At 72.5% G+C, this 22,749-nt stretch carries 10 protein-coding genes and 1 pseudogene; 5 read left to right on the plus strand and 6 right to left on the minus strand.

The genetic code is table 11. The annotated features are described in order from the left end of the window. Positions 1–223: 223 nt before the first annotated feature. The gene (locus IE294_RS41470) at positions 224–2,521 is read right to left on the minus strand and encodes an ATP-binding protein (protein ID WP_189894550.1); all 2,298 of its coding nucleotides are present in this window, start codon (positions 2,519–2,521) and stop codon (positions 224–226) included. A 335-nt stretch (positions 2,522–2,856) separates the two neighbouring features. Continuing rightward, positions 2,857–5,562 (minus strand): LuxR C-terminal-related transcriptional regulator, encoded by a 2,706-nt coding sequence (locus IE294_RS41475; protein WP_229917912.1) that lies wholly within the window; start codon positions 5,560–5,562, stop codon positions 2,857–2,859. A 24-nt stretch (positions 5,563–5,586) separates the two neighbouring features. Between IE294_RS41475 and IE294_RS41480 the strand changes: the two genes are divergently transcribed. Next, on the plus strand, positions 5,587–5,727 hold the full coding sequence (locus IE294_RS41480; protein WP_189894552.1) for a hypothetical protein: 141 nt from the start codon (positions 5,587–5,589) through the stop codon (positions 5,725–5,727). 1,172 nt (positions 5,728–6,899) lie between these two features. Here IE294_RS41480 and IE294_RS41485 read toward each other — a convergent pair. Beyond that, positions 6,900–7,193 carry a hypothetical protein gene (locus IE294_RS41485; protein WP_189894561.1) on the minus strand — a complete coding sequence of 98 codons (294 nt, stop codon included), beginning with the start codon at positions 7,191–7,193 and terminating at the stop codon, positions 6,900–6,902. 157 nt (positions 7,194–7,350) lie between these two features. On the opposite strand from IE294_RS41485, the gene IE294_RS41490 reads away from it, so the two are divergent. Next, on the plus strand, positions 7,351–8,052 hold the full coding sequence (locus IE294_RS41490; protein ID WP_189894553.1) for an SMI1/KNR4 family protein: 702 nt from the start codon (positions 7,351–7,353) through the stop codon (positions 8,050–8,052). Between the two features lie 684 nt (positions 8,053–8,736). Here the strand turns inward: IE294_RS41490 and IE294_RS41495 are convergent. Further along, a complete protein-coding gene (locus tag IE294_RS41495; RefSeq protein WP_189894554.1) occupies positions 8,737–9,933 on the minus strand; it encodes an alpha/beta hydrolase family protein in 1,197 nt (398 codons plus the stop codon). Between the two features lie 635 nt (positions 9,934–10,568). Here IE294_RS41495 and IE294_RS41500 point away from each other — a divergent pair. The 3 genes and pseudogenes from IE294_RS41500 to IE294_RS41510 form a co-directional block, all read left to right on the plus strand. Further along, the gene (locus IE294_RS41500) at positions 10,569–11,366 is read left to right on the plus strand and encodes a TIGR04222 domain-containing membrane protein (RefSeq protein ID WP_189894555.1); all 798 of its coding nucleotides are present in this window, start codon (positions 10,569–10,571) and stop codon (positions 11,364–11,366) included. 316 nt (positions 11,367–11,682) lie between these two features. Then, positions 11,683–12,099 carry a hypothetical protein gene (locus tag IE294_RS41505; protein ID WP_189894556.1) on the plus strand — a complete coding sequence of 139 codons (417 nt, stop codon included), beginning with the start codon at positions 11,683–11,685 and terminating at the stop codon, positions 12,097–12,099. A gap of 320 nt (positions 12,100–12,419) precedes the next feature. After that, positions 12,420–12,751 (plus strand): annotated as a pseudogene (locus IE294_RS41510) (transposase); the annotation flags it as partial. A gap of 203 nt (positions 12,752–12,954) precedes the next feature. Here IE294_RS41510 and IE294_RS41515 read toward each other — a convergent pair. Both IE294_RS41515 and IE294_RS41520 read right to left on the minus strand, forming a co-directional pair. Then, on the minus strand, positions 12,955–14,130 hold the full coding sequence (locus tag IE294_RS41515) for a serine hydrolase domain-containing protein (protein WP_189894557.1): 1,176 nt from the start codon (positions 14,128–14,130) through the stop codon (positions 12,955–12,957). A 486-nt stretch (positions 14,131–14,616) separates the two neighbouring features. Further along, positions 14,617–22,749 carry a type I polyketide synthase gene (locus IE294_RS41520; protein ID WP_268252847.1) on the minus strand — a complete coding sequence of 2,711 codons (8,133 nt, stop codon included), beginning with the start codon at positions 22,747–22,749 and terminating at the stop codon, positions 14,617–14,619.

Raw genomic sequence — 22,749 nt, forward strand, 5'->3', positions numbered from 1 at the left:
ACGCCAGTGTGGCGGCAGGACCGCTACGAGCCATCAGCCGAATGACCAGGTCATTACTTCGAGGTTCGAGTGGTCCGGTGCAGGCGGGCGTCGAGGTGCCCGGGGGTGGCGTTCGACGGCCGGCCGACCGCCTCGTGCGACACCATCCAGCGGTCGGCGACGGCGGGGCGGCCCGAGGCCCGGACAGGTCGCGACGCCCACAACACCCCGGCACGCGGCCGCGTCAGATCCCGTCCTCTGACCCTGGAGGGACATCGACCGCTCGGTCCGAGGCAGGGCCACTCACAGCGTCGGCACGGGCTCGCATCGCGTCGGCTTCGGGGTTGCCGAGCTCGTCCAGCAGTGCAGCCGCGCGCAGCCAGGTCGTGCGGGCGGCTTCGCGCTCGCCCAGGTCCAGGCGTGCCTCTGCCAGGTGGCCGAGCACCGCGGCCTGCTGATAACGGTTGAACACCTCGCCGTACATCCGGGCGGAGGTCTCGAAGTGGGCGACCGCCTCGCGCGGCTCACCCAGTTGTTGGAGCGCGTAACCGAGGGTGTCCCAGGTGGCGGCCTCCATCAGGCGGTAGCCGACCGACTGGAGCAGCGGAATCGCCTCCTCGCATGCCGCCAGCGCCTCGCGGTGGCGGCCCGTCAGCGTCAGGCACCACGCGACGGTGTTGAGTCCCCGGCCGATGAAATGGGGGTCCCCCAGGCATCGGTCGAGTTCCAGTGCGGCTCGGGCGTGTTCGAGTGCCTCGGCAAACCGGCCCTGCTGCTCGCGCACCAGGCTGATGAGATGCCGGGTATGAGACTGCTCCAGCACCGGGGCACGGTCGAGATGGCCCTCGGCCACCTTGATGACCGCGTCGGCCTGGTCGTGGTCGCCGGAAGCGGCGAGCGCGTAGGCAAGCGCGCCGGCGCACGCGCAGACACTCCCGGCGTCGTCGAGGAGCAGCGCCGTGTCCAGGGCGAGGCGCTGGACGGCCCGTTCGTCGGCCCACCGCCCGCGCGCCTGGAAGTAGTGGGTGCACACGCGCGCCAGGTGCATCCGCAACCGCAGCAGGCGATCGTCGTTCGCCGTGCGCAGGGCGGCCATGATGGTGTGCTCCTCTTGCGCGAACCAGGCCGCGCCCTGCTCACGGTCGTGAAGAGGCACCACCGCGACGCCGGGGCCCGGTGGTTCGTACGGATCGGCGCCCTGGCGGGTACTGCCCAGGGCGCTGTTCGCTGAACGCGCGTGGTGATGCAGGTACTCCAGCAGGCGCTGCTGCGCTGCGAAGCGGTCGTCGTCCGCCTGCTGCCACAGGTCCTGCGCGTGGGCGCGGACCAGGTCGTGCAGGACGTGGCCGCCCTCGGCGTCGCGGGCGAGGAGGCTCGCCGTCGTCAGGGCGCGCAGCAGGCGGCGCGCCTCGGGTACGGGCACGCCCGCGGCCGACGCGGCTGCCTCGGCCGAGAACGCCGGACCGGGCAGTGCGGCGAGGTGCCGGAAGAGACGGGCGGCGGCGGGGTCCAGTGCGCGGTAGGACCAGGACAGCACCGCCCGCACGTCCGCGCGCGGATCGTCGGTGGTGAGCGCGTCCAGCGGGGATGCGGCCTGGGCCAGTTCCTCGACGACTGTGCGCAGGGGCAGGGTGGGTTCGGCGGCCAGGCCGGCGCCGATGACGGCGACGGCCAGTGGCAGCCGCCCGCACAGCTCGACCAGTTCGGCCGCGTCCTCAGGTGTTGCGGCCGTGCGGTCGGCACCGATGCGGGCCGCCAGGCCCGCCATCGCCTCTTCGTGCGTCCACACGTCCAGGTCGACCGTGTGTGCGCCGTTCAGTGCGGCGAGCCCCGTGAGCCGTTTCCGGGAGGTGACGACGGTCAGGCAGCCGGCCGCACCCGGCAGCAGCGGCCGCACCTGCTCGGAGTCGCGGGCGTTGTCCAGGAGCAGCACCAGGCGACGCTGCGAGACCTGCTCGCGGAAGCAGGCGGCACGCGCGGTGAGACCTTCGGGCACCGCGTCGGCCGGTACACCCAGAGCGCGCAGGAACCCGCCCAGCACCTCCTGCGGCTCCACGGCGGCGTCGGCGGGGTCGAAGCCGCGCAGGTCGACGTAGAGCTGGCCGTCGGGGAACCGGTCGGCGACCCGGTGTGCCCAGTGCACGGCCAGGGTGGTCTTGCCCACCCCGCCCATACCGCCCACCGCGGTGATCAGTGCGTGTCCCGGCCGGGTGCCGATCTCGTCCGTCAGCCGCAGCACCCGCGCGAGAACCTCCTCGCGCCCCCGGAACATCCGCAGGTCGGGAGGCAGTTGCCGGGGCACCGAGGCCATGGACGAGGTCTGGCCGCGGGCCGCGTCGGCCAGGGCACGTCGTCCGTCCTCGTCCAGGCCGAGCGCGTCCATCAGCTCGGCCAGGGTGCTCGGCCGGGGCACGCTGCGCCCACGCTCCAGGTTGCTGACCGCTCGTACGCTCAGACCTGAGGCCTCGGCCAGGCCCTCGATGGTGAGCATGGCTCGCGACCTGGCCTCACGCAGCATGCCGCCGAAGTCCGCCGCCTCCATCCGTCCCCCCGAGGTTCACCCGACACTGTCGAGACGGATCATATTCCTGCGGCCGGTCGCCGCTTTTCACCAGGTCAGCCGCGCCGACCCCGTCCTGGCACCAGCAGCTCGCGGGCGGGCGCGCCGGGTGACCGGGAACGCCCGGCACGCCCGCGGGGAGCGGGTGGCGATCCGGGAGGCTGACGGTGCCAGGGCGTGTTTCGAACGCAGCGTCGTCCGCGCGAAGCGCGGCGCGGCGGCGTCTGATGGGTGCGGTCGCAGGGCGGAGGGTGGCCCGGATACGGGATGTGTCCGGGCGATACCGACCACGCCGCGTGCGCGCGTGCCGGGCGTCGCTACGCGGACGGGGCCGTCGGAACACGCCCTGGAGGAGCCTGCCTGCCGTTACGGGGCCAGGCGCGGTCCTCGGCTTGGCGGAGGGCGTCGCGCAGGGCGGCTCTGGAGGTGATGCCGAGCTTGGGGAAGACCCGGTAGAGGTGCGAGGCGGCCGTGTGCGAGGAGATGTTCAGGCGCCTTCCTATCTCCTTGTTCGACAACCCACCGGCCGCGAGCTCCGCGATCCGCAGCTCGCGGGGAGTGATCGCCGCGGTCTTCCCCGGTTCGGGCGCGGACACGGCGACTCCCGTCGAGCGCAGCTCTCCGCGCGCCCGCCTCGCCCACTGGGCAGCGCCGAGCCTGTCGAAGGCAGCGGCTGCCGCGGTCAGGTGGGGACGCGCCGTGGTGTTCGCCCGGCGCCGGCGCAGCCACTCGCCGTACAGCAGTTGTCCGCGCGCATGCTCCCAGGCCCACTGGGCGGCCCCGGGCAGAGCCAGCGCCTCCTGGTAGCGCTCGCCGGCTGACGCCCCGTCGGCGAGCAGTGCCGTGCCGAGGCCGAGGATCAGCCGGTGGCGGACGGAGACGCCGCCCATCCCGGCAGTTCGCCCGGCTTCCAGGTGCAGGCGTGCCTCGTGTACGCGGCCGGTGCGCACGGCGGCCTCGATCAGGTCCAGGAAGGCGCGCGGGGCGTGGGGGACGGCCCGGGGCAGCCGTCCCGGCCGTGTGCACGCGGCGGCCTGCGCATAGGCCTCTTCGAAGTCGCCGCGCCCGGCGGCGGCTCGCGCGAGGGTCTCGGGCACTGCGGACGCCAGGAGGCTGACCTGCCGCGGGGAGGCGAAGGCGTCGATGCGGCGGTGCGCCTGCGCCAGTGCCTCCTCGTCTCCTCGTCCGGCGGCCACCAGCGCCGCCACGTGGTCGAAGAGCGACGCGCCGAAGTGGTCGAGGCGCTCCTCGCTGCGGAGCCGCCCCTCGTGGGAGAGCGTCCGGGCACGCTCCCAGTCGCCGCGCAGGTACGCGTCCCAGCAGCGGGCGAGGCCGACGGTTCGGCTGTTGTCGAAGGCGCTGCCGAGCAGGGTTCGCCATGCCCCTTCGTGGCCGCCGAAGCAGTCCAGCGCGATGCTCGCGCGGACCAGCCCCTCGATCACCGGCGCGGGGGAATCCGGCCGCAGCAGCGCGCTGTGCCGTTCCAGTTCGCGGCGGGTTCCGTGGGGCGTCGCGGCCGGGCTGTTCACCGTCTCGAAGCAGAGCCGGGCGGCCGGCGAGACATGCCCGAGCCAGGTGTGCAACCGGGTCCACAGTGCGGGGCGGTCCGTCCACATGGCGGCGTCGAGAAGGAGGAAGAACGCCTCGTCCAGCGTGGCCTCGTCCAACGGTGCCGGGTCGAGCGGCGGCGCATCGTGCTCGTGCGACGTCTGCACACCGTCGCCGAGCAACGGGGCGAGAGTGCGGAAGACCCCGTCCGCGTCACCGTCGCGGTGGAGCATCACGTAGCCGGCCGCTGTCCTGCCCTCCGGCGAGCTCGGGACGCCACCGGCCAGTGCCCGCTGCGTGGTGGCGACCAGCCCGGCCCGGCCCGCGGCCAGGGCGGACTGTTCCATGCGCCGGATGCGCGCCGGCTCCTCGCCGCTCAGCTGCGCCGCGCGCCGGAAGGCTGCCGCCGCCTGCGCGGCCTCACCGCGCGCCAGAAACCGCCGTGCGGCCGAGACGAGTCCGTCTGCGACCGATTCGTCGGGGTACTCCACCGCATGGGCCAGGTGCCAGGCGCACCAGTCCGGTCCGCCGCCCTGTGCCCCGGCCAGGTTGGCGTGGGCGACGCGGTGCCATGCGCTAGGCGAGGTGGACAGCACGGCGGCGCGGAAGAGAGGGTGCCGGAAGGTCAGTTTCCCGGCGGCGTGGTCGAGGTGGATCACACCGCCGGCCGCGGCCGGGTCCAGGCATTCCTCCTCCCAGGACTGCCCGGCGCCGGCCATCGCCGCGCGCAGGCCGGCCAGGTTGCCGGCGTGCTCGCCCGTCAAGGCCGCCGTCAGCAGCGCCATGCGGGCGCCGGCGTCCAACCGCCGCACGGGCTCGGCGAACGCGTCGTTCAGACCGGGGCCGAACGGCAGGTGCGCGGGCGGCTCCTGCGATCCCTCGCGCTGCGCCGGTGTCAGCTGCGCGGGCAGCTCCACCAGGGCCATCGCGTTGCCCTGGGCCTCCGCCAGCACCCGGCGTCGCAGCGACTGGTCGAGTTTCGGGTGGCGCAGGTCGAGCAGTTCACGCGCGGCCCCTGGCTCCAGCGTCGCGACGTTCAGCCGCGGCACGTCCCTCGTGTCGATCGGCCCGGTGCGTCCGGTGCGGGCCGCCAGCAGGAATCGCGGTCCGCCGCCGCTCAGGCGGCGCAGCATGAAGGTGAGTACCTCGGCGCTGGGCACGTCGATCCAGTGGATGTCCTCCGCCAGCACGGCGAAGGGGCGCTCCTGGGCCGCTCGGCGCACGAGCTCGAGCACCGCGCTGGACAGGGCCAGCCTGCTGGGCCGATCGCCGTCCCGACAGGCGAGCGCCTGTTCCAGCACCGCAGCCTGATGGGACCGCAGCCGCTCTACGTACCCGGCCAGTGGGTCCACCAGCTGGTGCAGGGTGGAGAAGGCGAGGTCGTGCTCGCTCTCCAGCCCCACCAGCCGCATCACCTCCAGCCCCGCCTCACGCGCCCGGGCGGCCACGTGCGCGACCAGAGCGCTCTTGCCCACCCCTGGGTCCCCGACCATCAGCAGGTGACCGCTCCCGCTGCACACCTGACCGAGCTGCCCCTCGGCACGGCCGCCTGCCGCACCGGCCTGGTCTCCGGCTGCCCACCTGTCCACGAGGTGATCCAGCTCCCGCGTCTCACGACCTCGTCCCACCAACGGCATTGATGCCTCCACCGTGTCCTGCCCGCAGCTGATCGACACTTGCCGCAACCCCCATGTCCGCTCGGCTGCGCACAGTCGCAGCCGAGGTGTGTCCGCTCCGCTCTCGCCTCAGCACGGCTCCCGGCCTCAGCGGAAGGCGAGGAGGTCCTTGAGAAGGCACTCCCCGTGTCCGCGGCCCGCCACGAGTGCTGCTGCGGTCTCCGAGCGTCGGTGCTCCTTGCGCGGACAGGCGGTGCCGGTCGAACCTGGCGCACCGCCGCCGCGGAAGACAGAAGCGGTCTTCGCGGCACCAGCCTCGTTCGTGGCACTCGGGGGGACCAGGCACTGCGCATGAAGTGTTCCGGCACTCAGTTGCTTCATCCTCGGCCGAGGCGCACGCCCGGCCGGCACGGCGACTGCCTATGGGCGTGTCGCCGGTCCGCGGCACCGCGACGCTGGGCAGCACGGCGACGGCCCCCGTGGCGAAGGCCGGGGCCGGGGCGGCGAGGCACCGGTGGCGGAGGCGGTGGCGGAGGCGGTGGCGGTGGCGGAGGCGGTGGCGGTGGCGGTGGCGGTGGCGGTGGCGGAGGAACGGCCGGGGCCGGGACGACGAAGCACCGGTGGCAGCGGCGGAGGAACGGCCGGGGCCGGGGTCGGTGACGTCCCGCCGGCCACGCGTGCTGCGGTACGGTCCGCGGGCGTTCCCCTGTTCCCGCCGGTTCACCCGTTCAAGGGTTTGTGAGCCCGGCACCCGGCCGGGCTCACAAACCCTCCTCCCGACGCCTCCTCGAGTGTCATCGGCTCACCGTTCCCGGTGTGGCCGGCCCTACAAAGGCGTCGTGGAGCACGGCTTCCGCCGGCCGTCCCTGTGAGAGCCGAAGGCGAACAGGGAGAGCCGGTCGGTTCGCCACCGCCGCGATCGACCGTCGGTGCCCTCCATGCTGCCGCCCGCCGTGGGCCCTGCCATCCTCAATTCGGCTGAACACGTGACTCAAGCCGGGAAAGACTGCTGCGCTCCCCCTCGACCTCGCGCGGTGACTGACGCGGGCGTGCGCGTGATCAGAGAGTCGGGACTGCGACCGCCCGGAGTCCGGGCGCTCTTCCGACGGCAGGCTCGCGGCGCAGAGGGCTCGGCCGCGTGGGCCGTCGATGCCGGTCGAGCGGTGTGCCCTGCCCCCTCCGCGCGGGAGGCGTCCTCAATGGCCGTCCCACCACAGCCACATGGCCGGCGGCACCTGCGCGAGCCAACTCGGACGCTGCACTTGCTGCCGTTTGTCCAGCAGAAGCAGCAGCAACCAGCGCTGGGTGGCGCTGTGCTCGGCCGTGTCCGAGCCACGGCGCCGGAAGCCGCAGAACACATCAAGTCGCTCCTGGCCCTGCACCTCCCGCAGGCCGACGTCGAAGCCGACTTCATCGCCGGCAAGGAAGCGGAGGATCGCCAACACATCGGCGGTCGGCCAGACCCGCAGGTTCGGGCACCCGGCATCCACTGGGCGAGAGTCGGGTTGGCGTGGACACCCACCGAGCTGCCAAGAGGCCCTGTCCCCACGCTCGGCACCCACCGCAATCACCCGATCGGGACTCCGGCGAACCTCCGTTGTCGGTGGCATGAACTAACGTCCGTGCTCGCCGTCGACAGGAGGAGCAGTGGACACACAGGCAGGCTGGTCGGGAGTCCGGGAACGTGTGATCGCGGTGGTGGAGGCGCGGCGTCGGGCACACGGCTGGGGGCCTCCTCCGCACGCCGTCTTCGAGCCGGTCCTGACCGCCGCAGAGATCGCCGAGGTCGAGGCGCAATACGGTGTCGAACTCCCCGGGGAGTACCGCACCTTCTTGGCGGAGGTCGGTGCGGGCGGACCCGGCCCCGAATTCGAGCTGACCTCGTTGCGCCGGGTCGACGGGACATGGGGCTGGGTCTGGGAAGACGGGGATCCCCTTCTGCTAGACCCGAGCGGGCCCTTCGTAGAGACGGAGGATTGGGCCGACCAGCAGCTGGCGACCTTGCGCGCTGCCGGGTACGAGCCCACCACCCGTGACGAGGACGACGACTACCTGAACGACTACCGCGAGGTCTTCGGCGACGCCGAAGACCGGGTCTGGCACGAGGAACGGGATCGGGGCGCGATCCTCATCAGCGACAACGGATGCGGGATGACCAGCTGGCTCATCATCGTCGGCCCGCATCGCGGAGAACTCCGCGACCGGAACGTTGGGACCAACCCGCCTTACATACCGTTCGTCGATGGGCACGGGAAACGCCACAACTTCCACACCTGGTATCTCGAATGGCTCGGGCGACGCGAGAGGGACATCCGGGCATCCGAGGACGGCGGTCCTGGCCCGCAGTAGCTCTCCGCCCGGCATCGACAAGCACGAGCTACTCAGGGCCCCTTCTTTCATGCCACCATGGTCGTCGTCTCCCCCCGGCCCAGCGCTCCGTTCGACCCGGGCGACCACACGACGGGATGAGAAACAGCTACTTGGGACACCACCGACCTTGCGCCGTACGGCGTCTGGCGTGCTGCCCGCCGGAGCAGTCCGGCCCACCCCGGTCAGCTTCGAGGGTCGGGCCTTCACCGCCGCCACGGCGCTGCGGCCCGGCGAACAGGTCCAGGTCGACAGTGGCGGACCTTCGCGGCCCGTCGGCGGTCCAGGTGTCGGGTATCGCATCCTCTGAGACTCTGGCCGGGCAGGACTGGCCGCTACGTCCGAGCGGACCTTCCTGGGAGTCGCCGGAGCGGGCGCTGGTCACGACCGAGTCGGGGCTTGCGGAGGAGAACGGGCACTGGCTGATCAGCTTCGAGGACAACTCCGCTCGCGTGGAGCCACGTTGGGTGCGCAGCGAGCCGGATCGGACCGGGCTGCCGCCGCGGCGCTGGGAGTGCGTCGGGCCGCAGACCGCCCGCCCGCTCGTCGAGGGCGGCACCTCGACGAGCGGGTGCGAAGCAAGAGCTTGCGGGAGGCTATACCGGACGCGAAGGTGTATGACACAGCGTGTCTTCGCGTCCGGCATGCGCTTCGTCGCCGATATCTCTACCGGAGGGTCTTGGCCAGGTAGTTGAACACTGTCTGGTGGAGCAAGTACATCGCCCCTTCGTGGCAGTGTTCCCCCGCGCCGTCGGCATTGCGCATCACGACGTGCTCGTGCGGTGCCCGCAGTTCCGCGGCGAGCTTGGTCGCCTGACCGGCGAAGACCTTATCGTTCTCCCCTTCGAGGATCAGAACCGGTGTCTGGATCTTATGGGCGTCGTCGACGGTCAGGGTGTAATCGCGGGTGCTGCGGACGTATTCGGCGAAGTTGGAAACCCCGTTGACCCAGACACCGTTCTGCAAGCCCCAACGAGCGTTGGTGTCGTCCTTGGCCATTCCTTCCAGAAGAGGGAGTGCCTCGGCATCCCGCTCCTCTTCGACGAGGCGCAACGTGGCGGACGGAATCGGAGGGTAGGAGGCGTAGAAGGTGAGCAGACCGTCGTTGCACACGATCGCCGCCGACCGGTGGTCGTAGGCCGCATACCGTGCCACGAGGTATCCGCCCAGGCTGTAGCCGAAGTGCACGATCTTGTCGCTGTCGATCTCGGGTACGGTCAGCGCGTAGTCGACCACAGGGCCCAGCACGTTCTCCCAGTCCGGCCGGTACGGAACCTTCTTCTCCCGGATCATCCAGCCCTGTCCGGGCCCGTCGTAGGCCAGGAAGTTGTAGCCGCGCCGCAGCGCTGCCGCGCCGATGACGAAGTAGCCCTCCTCGCGGGTGGAGTCGAAGCCGTTGGTGTATATGACGGTGGGACGCGGTCGCCCGCTGTCGTCCACGAGGTACAGGTAGCCGGGGATCTCACCGTCCTCGAACGGGATGGTCACCTCGCGAAACGGACCGTCCAGCAGAGCACCGGCCTTGACCATGTAGTCCTTGGACAGCCGTGACAGTTCGAGGACCTGCGGATCGTTGAGCGGATCCCGGCGGCGGTAGAACTCGGCCGACCGGTAGTAGCTCGACGCGCGCAGGAACGCTTCGCGCGCACTGACCGGGTCGCCGGCCTCAAGCGAATCCTCGCCCCGCATCGCGGTGCGCTCAGCGGTCGCCTTCCAGGCCGCGGTCCAGGCGTCTTCGTCCCCCTCGGGAATCTGCGCCGTGGTCACGATGACCTCACCGATGTCGGCACCGGCGTCCCCCGCGAATCCCGCAGCGCGCAGGGTCTCGAACTTAAAGGCTTCGTCCTTGAAGATGAATTCCATGGGAAGTCCCTTCACTCAGGCGGGCTTGGCTACCCGGTTCTGCGCTCGGCGTCCATGCGTCACCGAAGTCGGCGCAGTGGCGGCTCGTTCTCGATGAACCTCACCGCCGTTGAAAACCGTAGCCCCCGTCGATTCGCTCCGCTTCGGGAGATTCGCCCCGGTGAGCCCTCCGGAAGCCACAGTCCAGAGCCTGGATTTCTGGCCGATCGGAAGGTTTAGCCCCTGATCATGAATGCAATGACGTCATCAGAGTCCGACTGAGTCCCCTAGCAGGAATGGCTTTGAGCAGTGCGCTGCCGAACATCGAACTGTGCGCCCCTGTACAAGGCGAGCCCTCACACATGACTTTCGCAGAGGCGTGCCGCCGTACGGTCGCCGCCCTGACGGCGCTGCCCGGATCCACTCACTCACCGTGGCCCCCTCCGGCTCGAACAGCGTGTGCAGCGCACCGAGATGAGGTGCGCGGCGGCGATCACCGCGCGGGCGGTGCGGAGCCCTGAGCGCCGCGCACCCCCGGCACCCGGCTCGCCCGTCGCGGCGCGGGAACCATCCGGATGCCCGTCGGCGTCGTGTTCGACGCCATTGCCGCGCCGCATCGCCTGATGAGGCCTCAACTCCGTCGGAAGGAGGCAGCGATGACCCCGCCCTGGGGTTTCACCGGCCCTGAGTTCCTCGGCCTGTACGCCGCAGGTTTCGCGGTCGCCGTGCTGCTCGGCCTGGCCGTACGGCAAGCAGCCCGCCGCTTCTACCCTGCCGCGGACACCGGCTTCATGCCGGACGTCTACACCATCGCCTGGGTCGTCGGCGGGGCCCGCCAGGTGGTGAGCACCGCCCTCTACGCCCTCATCCAGGACGGCCATCTGCGCACGGCCCGGGACGGCACCCTCACCTTCTGCGGCAGCGTCCCCGACGAACCGATGCAGCGGGCCGTCCTGGAGGCCGCGCGGGCCCGGGAGAGCACCAACACGACGCTGGTGCACGAGGCCGCCCGGCGTCTGCCGGAGATCCGCCGGGCCGGGGGCACCGCGCGCGGGCTCGGTCTGCCGCCCAGCCGCATACGTCGTCTGGCCGGGCGTATGGCCGGGCTGCCGATGCTGGTGCTGTTCGGGGTCGGCGTCGCCCGGGTGGTGAACGGCGTCCGCCTGGGCCGCCCGGTGGGCTGGCTGGTGACTTTCCTGCTGGTCTCCCTCGTGGTGGCGGCTGTCTTCGTCTGCACACCGCCCCGGATCACCCCTGCGGGTTGGTACGCGGTACGCAACGCCGGAAGGTCGGGTTACCCGGTGCCCTGGGGGCCGGCCGGCGACGGCCCGACGGTGTCGGCCCCGGTGCTCACCGTCGCCACGGCAGGCTGGATCACCATCTCTGATCCGACACTCCGCTCGTCCCTCTTCAGCTCAGGGTCCTCGTCCTCATCCTCGTCGTCCTCCGTGTGACCTGCGCATCCACCTCCAGGTCCGCCCATGCTGAGACGGCAGCCGCCAACGGCTGGCTGTGCTGTCGGCGGCATGGTCGGGCGCACACCAAACCCTGACCGGTCGCCGGTGGTGGCTGCGATCCTGGCGGCTCGCGTACGGCGAGGTGGAGCCAGGGGAAGCATTGGCGGTTGCGGGTGGCCTGCGACGTGTGAGTCCGAGCCGCGGCGTACGGGCATTACCTGTGGCGTAATCGACCGTCCACAGCCCACCGGGCAGGGTGGTCCCCAGCAGACCATTCCCACGGGACCCCGACGCCCATGGAGGCCGATCCGCCATGTCCGCTCCTCAGCTCGCCGCCCTGGCCCGCACCTCCGAGCCGCAGGCCATGCTGCGCCGATTTCTCGCCCTCGACGCCGTCATCACCACCGGCAACGGACTCGCCTACCTCGCCGCCTCCGGGCCGCTTGGCCGATTCCTCGGCCTGGACCAGGGGCTGCTGCTGGGACTGGGCGCCTTCCTCGCGCTCTATGGCGTGGGCGTCGGAATCCTCGCCACGCGCAACAGCCCGCCGGTGCTGCCGGTTCGTGCCGTGATCGAGGCGAACGTGGCCTGGGCCGCGGTCAGCCTGATCGCGCTCGCAGCCTGGCTGTCGCCGACTGTGGCGGGCGCGGTGTGGATCCCTCTACAGGCCGTCACGGTCGGCGGTTTCGCGGCCTTGCAGTACGCGGCGCTGCGGGCGACGCGGGCGTGACCCAGAGCTCCGGACAGCACGGCCGGGTGCACGGCGCCCCTGCTGTCCGGGGCTCTGAGCCCGGCAACGACCGCAGGTAGGTGAGCGTCGCCGGGCACCCTCGATCGACGGCAGCTGACGGCAACGAGGGTGGACGGCGGCGTCACCTGACAGCTTGTCGCGGGAGTAGCACGGAGCCATCAGGCCGGGCCACGGGACCGTGAATCGTTCGGTGTGACTCCTGATCAAGGAAGATGCATCGATGACGAGCGAGAACGTGACTGAGGCGAAACCGTTGAGGTGGCCGAGCCGCGGCCAGGCGAAGGCCGTGGACGGCCGGCAGGCGGCTGCCGAAGTCCGCTCTGGACGGTGAGATCACCGTTCACCTCGGCTATGACAAGCACGACCCCGCTGGCAAGAACGGCGGTAACTCCCGCGACGGGACGCGGGGGCAGGCCCGTCCTGACGGACCTCGGGCCCGTGGATACAGTCCGTGGAGATATCCGTGCCCCGCGACCGTGACGGATCGTTCGAGCCGAAGGTCGCCGAGAAGCGGCGGAGGCGCCTGACCGGCGTGGACGAGATGGTCCTCTCGCTGTCCGCGAAGGGGCTGACGACCGGCGAGGTCCACGCCCATCTGGCGGAGGTCCAGGGTGCCGAGGTCTCCCGCCGGAACTACGAGTCGTGGAACCTCGCCGGCTCGGGAATCGATCCCGTCCTGGTGGGCCCAGGCGGCGGAACCGACTGGCGACACTGAGCACCGCCGCAACCCACACCGTTGCGACGACCGCTGGAATCCGCTTCCGTGGAGCTCTCCGGCATGACACCCCGTTCGGATGACGGGCTGCGCGTCCGGCTGTGTGCGGTGACGGTTCATCAGCCCTGGCAGAACTCGGCGTCCAGGACCTTGTCCAGGCGGGCCGGGTCGGGCCAGTCGGAGTTGACGGCTACCGTGGCGCGGTGTGTGCCGTCACCGGTCGCTGCGGCGTAGGAGAGATAGCCCTGGATCTGGCCGCCGTGGCCCCAGACCGTCTTCCCGCAGGGCAGCTTGCGGGCCAACAGGCCCAGTCCGTAGGAGAGCTGGTCGTTGAGCGGCACGGTGGTTCGCATCTGCCGCAGCCACGGTTCAGGGACAAGACGGCCCGACATCAGGGCGGAGAGGAACCGGTTGAGGTCGGGGGCGGTGGAGATGATCTCGCCGGCGGCGTTCGGCACGGTGGGGCTCATGCGCGTGACGTCGTGGACGCGGGCGGAGGAGTCGTTCTCGCCGAGCTTCGAGTAGCCGCGCAGGCGGGGTGCGGGCACCTCGGCGGAGGTCCCCGGAACGGTGGTCTGACGCAGGCCGAGGGGCTCGATGATGGTGCGGCGAAGCTGTTGCGCGTAGGTGCGGCCGGATGCCTTCTCGATCACGAGTCCGGCCAGGGCGTAGTTGGTGTTGGAGTAGTTCCAGCCCTTGCCGGGGGCGTGGTACGGGTGGTGGGCGAGCGCTGTCGCGATGAGCTGCTGTGGCGTGAAGCGGTCGAAGCGGTGGCGCAGGAAGTTCTCACCCGTCAGATGGGAACGGACGAACTCCGGGTCGGATGTGTAGTCGTACAGGCCGCTGGTGTGGTTCAGCAGCTGACGCAGGGTGATGTTCCGGCCGTCGTTGCCGTTGCCCCGCACCAGGCCCGGCAGCCACCGGTCGACCGTGTCGTCCAGGCGAAGGCGCCCCTGGGCGGCCAGTTGGACGAGGGCGGTGGCGGTGAACATCTTGGTGATGCTGCCCGCGCGGAAACGGTGGTCGGGCAGCGGGGTAACCGACGCCCCGCGCTCAGCCGTGCCCGCCGAGGCGTACCAGGTTCCGCGGGAGTCCTCCGCGACGGCGAGCGCGCCCGGCGTACCGGTCGACAGCAGCGCGCGTACCTCCCGCCCGGTGGCCTCGTGCCCTGGTGCGGAAGCGACGGCGGCGGTGCGGGTGCCGGGAGCAGCGGGCGGGGCGGTGGCGAGGGCGGGAGCGGCGGTGGTCAGTACGGTCACGACGGAGGCGGCGGCCAGGGCGGACACGAGTCTCATGGGCACCTCGCGGATCGGAAGGCAGGGGCGTGGAGATGTTTCCGTCCGCGATATCCCCGAATAACGGGTATTGCGCTGTTCGGCCCCGCTGTCGTCGCGCCAGGGAGGTGTTGCCCCCTGTTGCCCCCACGCGCCTCGACGGGCTGGTTCGACGATCATGCGTGCCGACATCGGCGCAGACGCGCCCTCCGCACCAAAGCGGCGCCGGCCCGGGGGCTCCTGTCGGCAACCTCTCCGTCCCCTGGGGTTGCCCCACCCCCAGGGGAGGAGATCCATGCCGTGGCCACTGGCTTGTGGCGGTCCAGCCGCGAGTCCCATGCCCTCCGCACCGTCCGCCACGTCACGCCGTGTTTGCGCTCAAGCTCGCGCATCGACATGCCGCCACGGTGGTCACGCCGGATCGCCGCGTACGGCTCGACATTCGACATCTGCGGCATGACCAGCACCTCTCACCAGGAGCATCCCGATGCTGCCCGGGCTCCCCGGCTACTCCAGTTCGCCGTCGATGATCGCCAGCATCTCCTCCAGACCGGCGCCGTCGAGATCTGACGTCTCCGGCACGACGCCCCGCGGCCGCTCGTCTGGGGCAGCTTCCGGTACGGTGCCGAGCAGGGCGACCAGTCGCGTGCGCAACAGGGCGCGGCCCGCGTCGTTCGGCGGCAGGGAGGAGACGAGACGCTCCACGTCGTCCAGTACCGCGGACAGAGCGTCCGGGCGGGAGCGGTCCCGCTCCTCCAGGAGGACGCCAAGGTGCTCGGCGAGCGCCGCCGGTGAAGGGTGGTCGAAGGTGAGTGTGGTGGGCAGGCGCAGTCCCGTCGCCGCACTGAGCTGATTGCGCAGCTCGACGGCGGTCAGCGAGTCGAAACCGAGTTCGATGAAGCCGCGTGCGGCATGCACCTCCGGACGGCCCAGCAGTGCGGCGGCGCGGCGGCGCACCAGGTCGAGCAGCAGGCGGTCCCGTTCGCGGTCGGTGGCCCGTGCCAGCCGTTCCGCCAGGCCGGCGTCCTCGCTTCGCGGAGCGGGGAGCGAACCGCCGAGGAGGTCGCGCAGCAGCGACCGGTCAAGGCCGCGCGCCGCGGAGTGATCCAGTCGTACGGGTGCCAGCAACGCGTCGCCGCAGGCGAGCGCGGCGTCGAACAGCGCGAGGCCTTCCTCGCTGCTCATCGGGAGCACACCCGCTGCGGTCAACCGGGTCCGGCCGCCGTCGCCCAGAGCGTCGGTCAGGCCACCGGTCCCAGCCCACCAGCCCCAGGCCAGTGACTGAGCGGCCAGGCCGCGGCGCCTGCGGTGGAGAGCCAGGGCGTCCAGGAAGGCGTTGGCGGCCGCGTAGCCGGCCTGTCCCGGGGCGCCCAGCAGGCCTGCCACGGAGGAGTACATCACGAACAGGTCGACGTCCCCGCACAGCTCGTGCAGGTTCCATGCGCCGTCGACCTTGGGCGCGAGAACCGGGCCCAGCCGTTCCTCGGTCAGGGTGGTGACGGTGGCGTCGTCGAGGACACCGGCGGTGTGGATCACGGCGGTCAGCGGATGGGCCGCGGGAACAGTGGCGAGCAGGGCGGCCAGGGCGTCACGGTCGGCCACGTCGCAGGCGGCGGATCGGACCTCGGCGTCCAGCCCGTCGGGAACCGCCGGAGCCGTGCGGCCCACCAGCAGCAGGTGCCGGACACCGTACGACCGCACCAGGTGACGGGTCACGAGGCCGCCCAGCACACCGCCCGCCCCGGTCACCAGGACGGTGCCGGAGGGGTCGAGGACGGCCGGTTCCGCGGGCGGGGCGGCCGGCACGAGCCGGGGGGCGCGCAGACGCCCCCGTTCGATGGCCACTTCCGGCTCGCCTGCTGCCAACGCCGCGGGCACCACAGCCATGTCGGCGGGGTCGGCGGGATCGCAGTGCACCAGGACCAGACGGCCCGGGTGTTCCGTCTGCGCGGACCTCACCAGCCCTGCGACGGCCGCCGCCGCCAGGTCGTCCCGGGGCAGCAGGACCGCCATTCTCGTCTCCGTCAGGCGTGGTGCCGCCAGGTAGGCGCCGACCACGGCCAGGGCGCGAGCGGTCGCCCGGTGCGCCGCCCGGGCGGGTTCGGGCCCCTCACATGACGGTGCCACCGCGATCACGTCGGGGACGCTGTCCTGCCGCAGCAACGCCTCGACGGTGTCGGCGGCTCGTGCGCCGGGCAGGGCGGCGGCCAGTGCGGCACCTCCCTCACCGACGGCGGCCCAACGCCGGGACGGGGCGGGCCGTGTCCCGAGGTCGGTCCAGGTGTGACGGAGCAGACTGTCACCGGCGGGCATCGCTGCGCGCAGCCGCGCCGCGGGTACCTCCCTGACGGTCAGTGAGCCGATGGAAGCAGCAGGCACGCCCGCGCCGTCCGTGACCAGCAGGGAGACGGTGTCCTCTCCCGTCGGCGTGAGGCGGACCCGCAGCGCCGACGGTGCGTCGGCGGCGAGGGTGACATCACGCCAGGTGAAGGGAAGGCGCAGGTCCTTGCGGTGGTCCTGGACCGCCATGGCCTGCACGGCGGCGTCCAGCAGGGCCGGGTGGACACCGAACCCGTCGCGCGGCAGACCGTCGTTCTCGATCTCCGCGTAGACCTCGTCCCCACGCCGCCAGGCCGCGCGCAGCCCGCGGAAGGCGGGTCCGTAGGCGAGCCCGGCGCGGGCGTAGGCGTCGTACAGCGCCGGCACGTCGACGGGCTCGGCACCGGTCGGCGGCCATGCGGTGAGGGCGCCGGTCAGCGGTTGTTCGGGCCCGAGGACGCCTTCGGCGTTGCGGGTCCAGCCGGTCGACTCCTCCCGGCTGGAGGAGATCGTCACCGGGCGCCCGTCGGGGCCGGCCGGCCCCACCCGTACCCGCAGCCGCACCGCGCCCGTGGCCGGCAGGGTCAGCGGGGCCATGAGGGTCAGTTCGGCGATCCGCCCGTGGCCGACGCGGCGGCCTGCGGCGACGGCGAGGTCCAGCAGCGCGGTACCGGGCAGGAGGACCACGCCGACGGCCGTGTGATCGGCCAGCCAGGGGTGGGTGCTCAAAGAGATCCGGCCGGTCAGCACGCAGCCGTCCTCGTCCAGGTCGACCGCGGCACCGAGCAGCGGGTGGTTCGCCGGGACCAGGCCGGCGCCCGCCACGGCGGCGCGCTCCCTGGGCGGCTCCGGCCAGTACCGCTGCCGCTGAAACGCGTAGTGGGGCAGGTCCACGCGACGGCCCTGCGGGATCGGCAACCGCGCGGGCAGGCCGTGGACGTGGGCGTCCGCGAGTGCCAGGGCCAGGCGGCGCGGGCCGCCGTCGTCGCGCCGCAGCGTGCCGAGGACCGGCGCACGTGTCCCGGCGTCGTCGGCGGTCTCCAGGATCGGGACGGCGAGCACCGGATGCGGGCTGACTTCGATGAAGACGGTACCCGGCCGGTCCAGCAGGGTACGCGTGGCGGCCTCGAACTCCACGGGCCGCCGCAGGTTGCGGTACCAGTACCCCGGGCCGAGGTCCGCGGTGTCCGGCCAGTCGCCGTCGACGGTGGACAGCAGGGGGATCGCCGCGGTGCGCGGCGTGATGCCGGACAGAGCCTCCAGGACGCGGGCGCGCAGCGGTTCCACCTGCGAGGAGTGGGAGGCGTAGTCCACCGGGATCCTGCGGGCCCGCTCGTCGTGGGCCAGCAGTTCCGCGACCGCCTCCGTGTCGCCGGAGACCACGGTGGAACGGGGGCCGTTGACCGCGGCGACCTCCAGCCGGCCGGACCAGCGGACCAGCAGTGCACGGACCTCGGCCACCGGGAGCGGGAGCGAGACCATGCCGCCGTGCCCGGCGAGTGCGGCCAGTTCGCGGGAGCGCAGGGCCACCACGCGGGCGCCGTCCTCCAGGGACAGTGCCCCGGCGACCACCGCGGCGGCGATCTCTCCCTGGCTGTGGCCGAGCACCACGGCGGGCTCCACGCCGTGCGCGCGCCACACCTCAGCCAGCGAGACCATCACCGCCCACAGGGCGGGCTGCACGAGGTCGACGCGGTCGTACCGCGCTCGACGCACCACGTCGTGCAGGTCGCCGTCCAGGTGGGGGGCCAGCGCCTTGGCGCACTGGGCCATCCGGTCGGCGAACTGCGGGCAGTGGTCCAGGAGTTCCACCGCCATGCCCGCCCACTGGCCGCCCTGGCCGGGGAAGACGAAGACCGGTAGGGGGTCGGGAACCGCCTCCCCGACCACGAGGCCGCTGTCCGGCTCGCCGTTGTGCAGCGCTTCCAGGGCTCGCCGCAGTTCCTGACGGTCGCCGCCGAGGACGACGGCCCGGTGCGGGAAGGCGGTGCGGGTGGTGGCCAGGGAGTGCGCCACGTCGCCGGGGTCGTGCCGGACCAGTGCGGGCAGCAGTGCGCCGGCCTGGCCGGGCAGCGCCGCCCGTCCACGCGCGGACAGCGGCAGCGCGAGGAGCGGGCCGACCGCGTCGTCGGAGGCGGGCCGGTGCGGACGCTGTGCGCTCTGCTGCGGGTCGGTGTCAGGGGCGGGTGCCTCAAGGACGACGTGGGCGTTGGTGCCGCTCGCCCCGAACGAGGACACACCCACACGCCGCGGCCCCTGCCAGGGCCGGGCCTCGGCCAGCAGCCGCACGGCGCCCGCCTCCCAGTCGACCCGGGTCGTCGGGGTCTGCGCGTGCAGGGTCCGCGGGAGGACGGCGTGCCGCATGGCCATGACCATCTTGATGATGCCCGCGGCGCCGGCGGCGGCCTGGGTGTGGCCGATGTTCGATTTCACCGAGCCCAGCCACAACGGCCGCTCCGCGGGGCGGTCCTGGCCGTAGGTGGCCAACAGCGCCTGCGCCTCTATCGGGTCGCCCAGCCGGGTGCCGGTGCCGTGCGCCTCGACCGCGTCGACGTCGCCGGTCCGCAGTCCGGCGTCGGCCAGCGCGGCCCGGATCACCCGCTCCTGGGACGGGCCGTTCGGCGCGGTCAGCCCGTTGGACGCGCCGTCCTGGTTGACGGCGCTGCCGCGCATCAGGGCCAGTACCCGGTGGCCGTTGCGCAGGGCGTCGGACAGCCGCTCCACCAGGAGCATTCCGACGCCCTCGGCGAAGCCCGTTCCGTCGGCGGAGTCGGCGAAGGCCCGGCAGCGTCCGTCACCGGACAGGCCGCGCTGCCGGCTGTACTGCACGAACAGTTCGGGGGTGGCCATCACCGAGACCCCGCCGGCCAGTGCCATCGAGCACTCCCCGGCCCGCAGCGCGCGTGCGGCGAGGTGCAGCGCGACGAGTGAGGAGGAGCAAGCCGTGTCCACCGACAGCGCGGGCCCCTCGAAGCCGAACGTGTAGGCGATGCGTCCGGAGGCGATGCTGCCGGCGCTGCCGTTGCCGACGTACGGCTCGATCTCCGGCGGGGCGTCGCGCAGTCGGTCGGCGTAGTCGTGGTGCATCACGCCCGCGAAGACACCCGTCGGGCTGCCCCGGAGCCCCGCCGGGTCGATGCCGGCGTCCTCCAGCGCCTCCCAGGTGACCTCCAGCAACAGCCGCTGCTGCGGGTCCATGGCCAGCGCCTCACGGGCGGAGATGCCGAAGAACTCGGCATCGAAGCCGGATACGTCGTCCAGGAACCCGCCGTGCCGGGCGTAGCTGCGTCCGGGCCGGTCGGGGTCGGCGTCGAAGAGCGCGTCGAGATCCCATCCCCGGTCCTGCGGGAACGGTGTGATGGCTTCTTCACCCGCGGAGACCAGGTCCCACAGCTGCTCCGGGGACGTGACCCCGCCGGGGAAGCGACATGCCATGCCGATGATCGCGATGGGCTCGTCGGCGAGCGGGCGTCGGGCGGCCGGCGCGGACCCGGATGGCCGCGCCGGCGTCTTCGCCTCCGACTGCTCCCCCAGCCACCGGGACAGCAGACGGGGGGAGGGATGGTCGAAGACCAGGGTGGCGGGCAGGCGTATGCCGGTGGCGGCGCTGAGGCGGTTGCGCAGGTCCACGGCAGTGAGCGAGTCGAACCCGAAGTCCTTGAAAGCGCGCTCGGGATCCACACGCCGGACGTCGTGTCCGAGGACGGCGGCGACCTGAGCGAGCACGAGGGTGAGAACGGTACGCTCACGCTCCTCCTCGGACAGCCGGGAAAGGCTCTGGCCCCACTTGCCGCCCGCAGCCTGCGGGCGCGGTCGCGACGTGACCGGCGTACGGCTGCCGGCGAGCGTCCGCAGCAGGGCCGGCGTCGTCTCGTCGCGCAGGCGCGCCGGGTCCACGCGCACGGCGGCGAGGACCGGGTGGTCCACGGTGAGCACGGTGTCGAACAGTTCCAGTCCTTCCCCGGTGCTCAGGGGGAGAACGCCGCTGCGTCCCATCCGGCCCGCGATGTCGGACGCCGTCAGGTGACCCGTCATGGTGCTCGGGTCCTGCCAGAGCCCCCAGGCGATCGACCGCGCCGCCAGCCCCTCGGCGCGACGGTGCTCGGCCAGGGCGTCCAGGAAGGCGTTGGCGGCGGCGTAGTTGCCCTGCCCCGGCGAGCCGAGGAGCCCTGCCGAGGAGGAGAACAGGACGAAGGCGGACAGGTCCATCTCCTTCGTCAGCTCGTGCAGGTGCCACGCCCCGTCGACCTTCGGTGCGAGCACCGGTCCGATCCGGTCGGCGGTCAGGGACGTCACGGTGGCGTCGTCGAGTACCCCGGCGGCGTGGACGACAGCGGTGAGCGGGTGGTCACGGGGTACGGCGGCCAGCACGTCGGCGAGCGCCGCGCGGTCCGACACGTCACACGCGGCCCACGTCACCTCGGCATCCAGGTCGTCCAGGTCCGCCGCCCTGCCGCGGCGGCCCACCAGGAGCAGGTGCCTCACCCCGTGTGCACGGACCAGGTGCCGGGCCACCAGGCCGCCCAGCAGTCCGGTGGCACCGGTGACCAGTACCGTGCCGCCGGGAGCGAGTGACGGTCGCCCGGTGCCACGTGCCACGCGGACCAGCCGGGGAGCCAGCACCGTGCCGCCGCGCACGGCGACGTGCTGCTCCCCCGTGGCCAGAGCGGCGGGCACCGCTTCGGGACCGTCCGCCTCGACCAGGACGAACCGGCCGGGGTGCTCCGACTGCGCGGAGTGCACGAGTCCTCGGACGGCACCGGCCGCGAGGTCGTCCGGGCGGGTCAGTACGACGAGGCGGGAGGCGGCGAACCGATCGTCCCCCAGCCAGTCCTGGAGGAGGGCGAGGAACCGCCGCACGGTCTCGTGCGTGGCCCTCACCGGATTCTCCGCGTGGCCCGGGGCGGCGCTGACGGCGGCCACCACCGCGTCGGGCGCACCGGTCACCTCGGTCAGGTCCAGGCCGGGGCCGAGCGGTACCGGAACGGTGGACGCGGGCACCCTGGCCGGTACCGGCGTCCACTCGGGCCGGAAGAGCGAGCCGGTGCCGGGCCGCCCGGAGGAGAGCTCGTCGACGGGCAGCGGCCGGCCGGTGAACCGGTCGACCGAGCAGACCGGACGGCCGGTGTCGTCGGCGATGAGTACGGACGCCTCGTCCGGCCCCGGTGCGGAGAGCCTCACCCGGAGCACGCCGGAGGCGTGGGGGCTGAGTTCCACGCCGTTCCAGGAGAACGGGACCCGGATCTCGTCGACGTCGCGATCGAGGAAGAAGGCGTGCAGGGCCGCGTCGAACGCCGCCGGGTGCAGCAGGAATCCCCCGTCGTCCACGTCGCCGGGGACGACCACCTCGGCGTACAGCGTGTCCTCCCGTCGCCAGGCGGCGCACAGCCCCTGGAAGGCGGGCCCGTAGCCGTAGCCCGCCTCGTCCAGCCGCCGGTACAGCGTTGCGGTGTCGACCGGCACCGCGCCGGGCGGCGGCCACTCGGCGAGGTCTCCGTCGGCGGGCGACGTACCGCTCGCCGTCAGGAGGCCGTCCGCGTGCCGTGTCCAGTCGTCGTCCTCGCCGCACCGGGACAGGATCGTGACCGGCTGGGCGTCTTCCCGTCGGGGGCCCAGCCGGACCTGGAGCGTCAGGCCGCCCCGGTCCGGCAGCACGCAGGGCGCGTACTGGGTGAGCTCGGCGAGGCGGGGACGTCCCGTCCGGTGTCCCACGCTCACCGCCAGCTCGACGACGGCCGTCCCGGGCAGGAACACGGCCCCGGCGACCGCGTGGTCGGCCAGCCACGGATGCGTCTCGGACGACAGCCGCCCGGTCCACACCGCTCCCTCGTCGCCGAGGTCCACGAGCGCGCCCAGCAGCGGGTGACCACTGGCCGCGAGGCCGAGGGCGGCGACGTCCCCGCCTGGTCCAGGGGCCGGGTCCAGCCAGTACGACTCGCGCTGGAACGGGTACGTCGGCAGGTCCACCGGGCGCGCGTCCGGGAACAACGACGGCCAGTCCACCGCCACGCCCCGCACGAAGAGTTCCGCGGCGGAGCACAGGAACCGGCCCCAGCCCCCCTGGTCCCGTCGCAGGGTACCGGCCACGACGGCGTCGGGAACCGTCTCCTCGACACCGACCGTCAGCACGGGGTGCGCACTGACCTCCACGAACGCCCCGAACTCCTCCTCGGCCAAGGCCCGCACAGCGGTCTCGAACCGCACCGTCTGCCGCAGATTGCGGAACCAGTACCCCGCGTCGAGCTCCTCCCCGCAGAGCCACTCCGCGTCCACCGTGGAGAAGAACGGCACCGTGGCCCGCCGGGGAGAAACCCCCTCCAG

It is taken from the genome of Streptomyces canarius (assembly GCF_014650735.1).
GTDB lineage: Bacteria > Actinomycetota > Actinomycetes > Streptomycetales > Streptomycetaceae > Streptomyces > Streptomyces olivaceoviridis.